The organism is Falseniella ignava (assembly GCF_002847645.1).
GTDB classification, from domain to species: Bacteria; Bacillota; Bacilli; order Lactobacillales; family Aerococcaceae; genus Falseniella; species Falseniella ignava.
Genome location: NZ_PKHE01000019.1, coordinates 20,997 through 29,505 on the forward strand (window position 1 = coordinate 20,997; position 8,509 = coordinate 29,505).

The window sequence follows — 8,509 nt, forward strand, 5'->3', positions numbered from 1 at the left end:
GAAAGGAGTTAGTCGATGACAACACCAGAACGTGAACACGAAGTCCCACAGAAGGGCCAATACGAGTACGGCTTCTACGATGAGGATATCCATGCCGTCTATGATACAGGGACTGGATTAACTGAAGAAATCGTCCGTGAGATCTCAGCGGCTAAGAACGAACCGCAGTGGATGCTCGATATACGACTTGAAGCGTATCATCACTTTATCCAACGGCCAATGCCACGTTGGGGTAAAGATGATTTGACCGCACTCGATATTAATGACTATAAATATTACCGCAAAGTGACCGATGGACCGGTCCGGAGTTGGGATGATGTTCCTGATAAGATTAAGGAAACATTCGAACGACTCGGCGTACCGGAAGCAGAGCGAGCTTATTTAGCTGGAACGGTCGTCCAATATGAGTCGGAAGCCGTCTACCAAGGGATGAAAGAAGAATACGAGAAACTCGGCGTTATTTTTACCGATACCGATACGGCAGTTCAAAAATATCCAGAGCTTGTCCAAGAATATTTTGGCACGTTAGTTCCTTATGACGACAATAAATTTGCCGCCTTAAATACAGCGGTTTGGTCGGGGGGAAGCTTTATCTACGTTCCGAAAAATGTCAAAATTGATATTCCGCTCCAACTATATCTACGCATCAACGAAGAAACTATCGGACAATTCGAGCGGACCTTAATTATTATTGATGAAGGTGCTGATATCAATTATGTGGAAGGCTGTACAGCGCCAATGTATTCACGCAGTGCGCTTCACGCCGCCGTCGTTGAAGTCTTTGTTAAAAAAGATGCGAAGTTCCGTTATACAACCATCCAGAATTGGTCCGATAATGTCTACAACTTAGTAACCAAGCGAGCGACCGCTGGTTCGGGAGCGCAAGTTGAGTGGGTCGATGGGAACTTAGGCGCCAAAACAACGATGAAGTATCCAAGTATTAACCTTGACGGTGAGGGTGCTGTCGGGAATGTGATTAGTGTCGCGATGGCCAATGAAGGGCAAATCCAAGATACAGGAACCAAGATTTTTCATAATGCACCGAATACACGCAGCTCGATTATTTCAAAATCGATCGCCAAAGGCGGCGGTTCGGTGAACTATCTCGGCCAATTACGGGTTGATGCGAATGCACCGGGTTCATTCTCTCATATTGAATGTGACACGATTATCTTGGATGAGGAATCGAGCTCGGATACGATTCCATTTAACGAGATTCATACATCGAATGTAAGCTTGGAGCACGAAGCCAAAGTTTCACGAATTTCGGAAGAGCAGCTCTATTACTTAATGTCACGCGGATTGGATGAAGCGAAAGCGACCGAGATGATTGTCCAAGGCTTTATTGAACCATTCTCACGCGAACTGCCGATGGAATACGCGGTGGAACTGAACCGTCTCATTGCCTATGAAATGGAAGGCAGTGTGGGGTAGAAGCTTTGAGAGCTGCTGATTTCACAGAAAATTCATGAATACAGATGGGTTCTTCTCGTTAAATGATGTATAATAAGGATAGCAACAAGTAATTTAATAGACTTTAAGGAGGAGGATTACGATGCGTAAATCATTATTAAAGTTTGCAACGATTTGTAGTTTATTTATCTTAGGTAGTACGAATGTTGTGCCAAGTATTGTATCTTTTGGAGATATGCCAGTAGCGCAAGCGCAAGATTTGAGCGCTGCGATTGAGACCGTGAAGGAACTCCGCGCTTTAAGTTGGGAACAAAATCTCCCATACAACGGAACGTCTTTACAAGCCCTTTATCCAGATAAAAATGCATATGTCTCAGCAGTATATTGGGCTCCTGGATTAGCAGAAGCAGCTCAAATTCGTGCGAAAGAACAAGAAAATGGGTTAGATCATCATACCCGTCCTAATGGGACCGAGTGGTCTACAGTGTTTAGTCAAACGCCTAGCCCTGCTGGAGAAATATTAGCAAAAGGTCAATCATCCATTTACTCAGCAATTACGGACAGTTGGGGAGCCGGTGAAGTTCAAGCGCTAATTGATGCGCAAGGATTTTCAAATGGGGCTAATGGTCATTTACATAATTTATTGAACATTGATTTAAAATACATCGGTTTTGCTGAACATGCAGATGGAAACGGAGTTGTTTCTTATGTGGGTATTTTAGCAGGCGGAGATATTCCACTTGGATCTGCCCTACCACTTCCAGAGGAGACAGAGTCAACAACGACAACCACAACGACTGTTGAAGAGACAGAGGAAGACTCAACGACGACAACAACCGTTGAAGTAACGGAAGAAAGTTCGTCAACCACAACAACTGAAGAACCAGAAACAAGCTCAAGCACAACAACGACGGTTGAGCCAGAAACAAGCTCTTCAACCACCACAACAACTGTTGAACCTGAGACCAGTTCTTCAACAACAACAACAACTGTTGAGCCTGAGACCAGTTCTTCAACAACTACCACAACTGTTGAACCTGAGACAAGTTCAAGTACGACAACGACGACTACGGTTGAAGAAACGGAAGCAAGTTCGTCAACGACCACAACAACGGTTGAATCAACAACTGCTGCTCCTGTAACGACGACAACGACAACAACTGTTGAGTATACGACAGCAGCGCCAGTCCATAGTGTGTCAATTTATCCGGTAGCTGTAGGTTCTCAAGTGGTATCAGGTATTACAACAGCAGATGCTCACGTGACAGTGACAATCAAGCACAAAGCACAGTCACGTTCAGTATTTAAGACAGCCCATGCTGCTTCAACTTATACGACAAAAGCAGATAAACAAGGTGCTTATAGCGTCAAATTATCTGAGCCATTGAAAGCTGGAGATATTATTGAAGTTAGCTCAACCATTAACGGTCAAACAGCGGTAGCCACAAAACATGTTGTTGCAGCCTCAAGCTCAACAACTCAAACAGCAACGACGACAACGGCTGAAACAACAACGAAAGAAGGCCTACCAAAAACAGGTGAGACCAATAACTGGATTATCATGTTAGCAGCGGCATTGGCCGTAGTTGCAGGTATCTTCTTAATTGCTCCAGGTCGACGTAACAAAAAACAATAATTGAAGCATGATACATTAAGCGCAAGGTTCACGCCTTGCGCTATTTTATTTATTATAATTTGTGCGAATCATCCTGGATTTGGGAATCCAAGTAGGTTTGCTGCTTAAATCTATTTAGAATCGTAAATCCAGATAGGTTCGGTGCTTGAACCTATTTAGAATCGAAAATCCAGATAGGTTTGGTGCTTGAACCTATTTAGAATCGAAAATCTAGATAGGTTTGGTGCTTGAACCTATTTAGAATCGAAAATCCAGATAGGTTCGGTGCCTGAAACTATCTAGAATCATTAATCCAGATAGGTTTGCCGGCTGAACCTATCTAGAATCAAAGTTCCAGATAGGTTCACTGTATCCAATCTCTCAGGAACACATTTTACATTGCCTGAAGTAGCAAATTGAAAACGCATAATATTATGATATACTATGCTCAGAAAATTCAATCAGGAGGTGACATAATGGAATCATTGAAGCAACTTAATCTTTTAAAGTTACTACGTGAGCACCAAGACCTTTTATTTTTGGGGCCGCTAATTTGGTTTATTGCCTGGAACTTATTATTAATTACTACATTCCCTATTCCAGCTATCTTCGCTCCAATATCGAAAGTGCCGTTAATATTTGTTTTAATCAAAATTGGGCTCGGCCTTTATGACAGAAAGTACACAAAAAATCAACTACTTTATATACTCCCCTTGGTCGTAGTTTCAATCTTGGTGGGCCTCATTGGTGGGCAAAATTATATTTTGTATTATTTAATTTTGACGTTAGGTGCGCTTAATATTCCAATTGATCGAATGGTTCGAGTGACTATGAAGACGGTTGGGATTATTTTCCTAATCACACTGTTATCGGCTGCAGTTGGTTTAATTGAAAATCGAATCTTTTATCGTGAAGATGGGTATACAGCACGCTTAGCCTTAGGAATACAGTATCCGACCGATGCCGCATCGTTAATTTTCTACTTATATGGTATGTACTTAATGATTCGGCACCAACGACTTCAGCGTGTGGATACGCTTATCGGCTTTGTCCTCGCTTTCGTAACGTATCTACTGACTGGTACTCGATTAGATGCGATCTTACTCGTCGTATTAGCCTTGATTGCGGTCGCATCACGGAGACAGTGGGGTTATCGCTTGGGGACGTGGCTCGCTTGGTCGGTTCCAATAATGGCACTCATCTCGATTGGACTCGCAGGATATTATAGCGAGACCGATAATTTATGGCAGTTCGTTGACCATCTATTATCGGGTCGACTTCATTTAGTACAACAAGCTTTAGAAAGTTATCCACTGACATTCTTCGGACAAGTAATCGAGATGAATGGGTTCGGCCAATTTGATCCGTCGAAGCCTTACAACTTTATCGATAGCTCTTATTTACAAATGTTATTACGCTTTGGAATCGCCTATACTTTACTCGCATTGTATTATTTTAGTGATTTGATTCGACGATTATTCCGACAAGGATTGACGACTTATGGATTTGTTGCGGTGATTTTCGCAATTCACGGTGTGATTGCCCATCATTTGTTCAACCCAATCTATAATCCGCTTTGGCTGTGCTTCCTAGCTAGCTTAACCGTTCAAGAGAAGATGATTCCTTTGGCCATTGTTGGCCAACTATCACGCAGTGAGACGGGGTTAGGTCAAGCGCTCGATGATTTTACCCAGCATGCCAAACACATGCTAGGGGAGCAGCATGTCGTGACGTTGGATATTACCGATAATCGACAATTCCTCAAAAATTGTTGGCACATCTTACATACGCCAGCGTTAACGTATTATTTCACCCCATCTGCAACCGTATGGGGCAACTTACGTGATTTAGTTTATCTCAAACTTATGCTCTATAGTGGAGCCAGTGTCGTGACGCATTTCCATACACGTCACTATGGTCAATTGATGCGACAACATCGGCTACTGCGCTGGTTGAATCGTCGTGTCTATCGTCGCGTCAGCTTGATTATTTTACTTGGTCACAGTCAGCGACAAATGTTTGAAGGCTTTAAGATCCCGGCCGAGAAGTTCCGAACGATTCCGAATGGGATCGCGCCGGAATTGTTTATTAGTGAGGCGGACTATGCACAAAAAACTGGCAAACGCGTGATTTATTTCAGTAACTTTATCGAAGAAAAAGGTTATTTAACGGTGCTTGAAGCATCAAGACAGCTCGCAGACAGTGGTTACCAATTTTTCTTTGCAGGTCAATTCTTTAATTCCGCCGTTAAAGCGCAATTCTTACGATTAATTGAGCCACTCGATGATGTCTATTATATTGAAGCAGTTAAAGGTCAAGATAAAGCTTGGTTGTTGAAGCAGATGGATTACTTTGTCTTGCCAACGACCTATCAGCATGAGACCCTGCCAATCAGTTTATTAGAAGCGATGGCAAGTGGGTTGCAGCTCTTAGTAACCCGGTTCGGCGTCATCCCAGAATATGCCAATCCCAAAGTGACGACTTGGATCGAACCCGACGCGCAGCAGATTAGCTCAGTTCTTCGAGCAAAATTATCGGAGCCAAAGCCCTCGTATTCAGACCTGAACTTAGTTAACTACCAGGCTGTGTTCAATCGCACTTCCGTGAATCAGCAAATTTTAGATGCGGTGATGTTCGCTGTAAGAGACGATGATTACCGCGAAATGCGTCAGTTAGGAATGTACTTTTAAATAAATTTCTATAAAATGACAGAATCTCACCGAATAAGTCAGACATGTAATGAATGTTACGCTAATATAACAAAAAATGGTAAATGTAATATAAAAGTCTTAAGAAATCCTTTACTTTTTCTTAAGAATTGCGTATAGTTATAAGTGAGGAAAGGGAAAACCCTATCCAAAAAATAAATTTATAGTACCAAATGGAGGTATTTATTATGAAAAAATCATTAGTTAAATTAATGGCAACAACAACCGTTGCATTAACATTAGCAGGATCAGCTGCTGCATTAGCAGGACAAATTGTATCACCTGCATTCAGCGATGCTGAATCAGCACAATACTGGGCTAACCAAAACGTAGATCCAGGTGAAACACTTACAGTTGTTGAAAAAGACGGTCAATTCTTTGTAGAATCATCAAAAGTTGGTGAAACAACAGAAACTCCAGCTCCAGCTGAAACTACAGTAGACCCAACTGACCCTTACGGAGCAGACGCTAAAGTTGACAAAGATGCGCCAGTTAACGCATTTGAAAACGTTGGACGTCGCTTCAAAACTTTAGGTGAAGCAGTAGATGCTTATCCAGATGCATTCGTAATGTACGATCCAGCAACTGAAGACTATGTAGTATTCACAAACCGTGGCGGACGTAAAACATACGTATTCGATAACGTACAAGATGCATTAAATGCATTCCCTAACTTAGACCCAATGTACGAAAACGGTAAATACTATGTATTTGCATTCCAAGCACCACGCTTACAATACTCATTTGATACAGTTCAAGAAGCATATGAAGCATTTGGTGAAGATGCTAACCCAATGTACGATTCAGAAACTGGTAAATATGTAGTTTACACAAACAAAGCACCTCGTTTTGTTCATGAATTCGATACATTCGAAGATGCAATGGCTGCATTCCCAGGATCATTCCCAATGTTCGAAAACGGTAAATACTACGTATTCACTACTTACGAAAAAGTAGCAGGTACTAAAGGTACAATCAAAAACTACGTAGAAGGTATATTACAAGATACAGATAAAAGTATCGAAGTGGAAGGCGAAGACAAAAAAGAAGTAACACCTGAAAAAGAAGCAGAAAAAGAAGCTGGTAAAGAATCAGGAAAAGCTGCTTCAAAAGGTGAGCAATTACCAGAAACTGGTGAAGCTACTTCATACGCAATCTTCGGTGCAGCTGCATTAGCAGTATTATCTGGTGTAGGTTTAGTTGCTCCTAAATTCAAAGAAGAAAAATAATTCTTCAACTGAAATTATAAGTTAAATTAAGATACATTTTACGAAAGGAAGTATTCTAAATGAAAAAATCATTAGTTAAATTAGCAGCATTATCTTCTGCAGCATTTGTACTTGCAGGAACAGTAGCTCCAGTTGTATTAGCTGAAGAATCTGCACAAGTAGGAGAAGAAACTGAAAAAGCTCCAGAAAAAGGAGACAACGAAGTAGGATTTGATTCTGAAGAAGCCGCAGAAGCAGCAGCTAAAAAAGCTTTAGAAACAGATACATTAAACAAATCATTTACTGTTTCTCAAAACCTTGCAGGAAAATGGATCTATGTTCTTTCTCCTGCAGAAGTAGAAACAACTGCTCCAGAAGCACCTGCTCCAGAAGATGAAAAAAAACCTCGTGTAACAATTGACGAGTATAAAAAAATAAAAGCACCAGAAGAAGCTGAAAAATTAACAAGTAAAAAATTTGAAACTAAAAAAGAAGCTGAAGATGCTCTTAAAGCATACTTAGATGAATATAAAGGTATCATCCATAACTCTGGTAAAGTTGTTCAAGAGTTTGGTGGATGGTATGTTAAATTATCTCCTGAAGTAGTAGAAGAAACAACTACTCCAGAAACACCTGCTCCAGAAGTAACACCATTAACACCTGCTGAAGAGCTTCACATCACTGAAATTCCATTTGATACGGAAGATGATGCTCATAAAGCAGCTAAAAAGCACTTAGAAACAGATAAAGTTAACAAATCTTATAAAATTGTAAAAGGTGCAGATAATAAATACTATGTAGAATTATCTACAGAAGAAGCTGAAGCTCCAGAAGCTCCAGAAGCAGAAGTTGATGGATACGCAACAAGAGAAGAAGCTGAAGCAGCAGCGAAAAAAGCATTAGAAAACGATCCAATCAATAACGCATTCGAAGTTAGCCAAGGTGCAGATGGACGTTACTACTATCGCTTATTCGTTGATTCAGCGGTAGCACCAGAAACTCCTGAAAAACCAGCTGAACCAAAACCAGAAGAACCAAAACCAGAAACACCAGAAAAAGACTTAGATACAGTTAAAGCAGAAGCACTTGCTCGCTTAGAGTTATTAAAAGCTTTAACAAAAGCAGAAGTTGAACACTTCACTAAAGCTATTTTAAATGCTGAATCAGCTAACGAAGTAGCAGCAATCATTAAAGAAGCTGAAGATGTAAACTTCTCAGTGAACTTAAAACCTGAAACTCCAGCTAAAGAAGTTAAACCTGAAGAAGGTAAAAAAGAAGAAGCTAAGAAAGAAGATAAGAAAGAAAAATTACCTGAAACAGGTGAAGTATCTTCATTCGCAATCTTCGGTGGAGCAGCATTATCTGTATTAGCTGGATTAGGCTTAGTAGCTTCTAAAAAAGAAGAAAACTAATTAGTCTAACCAATTAATCTAATAGATCTTTCAACCAGATCCCGTAATCGGGGTCTGGTTTTTTTGGTTCTATAATAAATGATGTTGGTGAGTGAAAACTCATTGGCATCATTTTTTATTTTATATTGAAAAAGAGCCATAGAATTCCTAAAA

5 protein-coding genes are annotated in these 8,509 nt (G+C 40.6%); all 5 read left to right on the forward strand.

Going from position 1 to position 8,509, the window contains the following annotated elements; genetic code table 11:
* The first annotated feature begins 15 nt into the window (after window positions 1-15).
* The 5 genes from sufB to CYJ57_RS06600 all read left to right on the forward strand — a co-directional run bounded on the left by sufB (window position 16) and on the right by CYJ57_RS06600 (window position 8,356).
* Entirely contained in the window at window positions 16-1,434 is a 1,419-nt protein-coding gene (gene sufB, locus CYJ57_RS06580; protein ID WP_101954610.1) for a Fe-S cluster assembly protein SufB, read from the forward strand.
* Between the two features lie 121 nt (window positions 1,435-1,555).
* On the forward strand, window positions 1,556-3,049 hold the full coding sequence (locus tag CYJ57_RS06585; RefSeq protein WP_101954611.1) for a CAP domain-containing protein: 1,494 nt from the start codon (window positions 1,556-1,558) through the stop codon (window positions 3,047-3,049).
* A 455-nt stretch (window positions 3,050-3,504) separates the two neighbouring features.
* Entirely contained in the window at window positions 3,505-5,718 is a 2,214-nt protein-coding gene (locus tag CYJ57_RS06590; protein WP_180764430.1) for a glycosyltransferase family 4 protein, read from the forward strand.
* 206 nt (window positions 5,719-5,924) lie between these two features.
* The gene (locus CYJ57_RS06595; RefSeq protein ID WP_101954613.1) at window positions 5,925-6,965 is read left to right on the forward strand and encodes an LPXTG cell wall anchor domain-containing protein; all 1,041 of its coding nucleotides are present in this window, start codon (window positions 5,925-5,927) and stop codon (window positions 6,963-6,965) included.
* Between the two features lie 59 nt (window positions 6,966-7,024).
* Window positions 7,025-8,356, forward strand: coding sequence for a DUF5633 domain-containing protein (locus CYJ57_RS06600; protein ID WP_101954614.1), 1,332 nt, complete (start codon window positions 7,025-7,027; stop codon window positions 8,354-8,356).
* Window positions 8,357-8,509 lie beyond the last annotated feature (153 nt).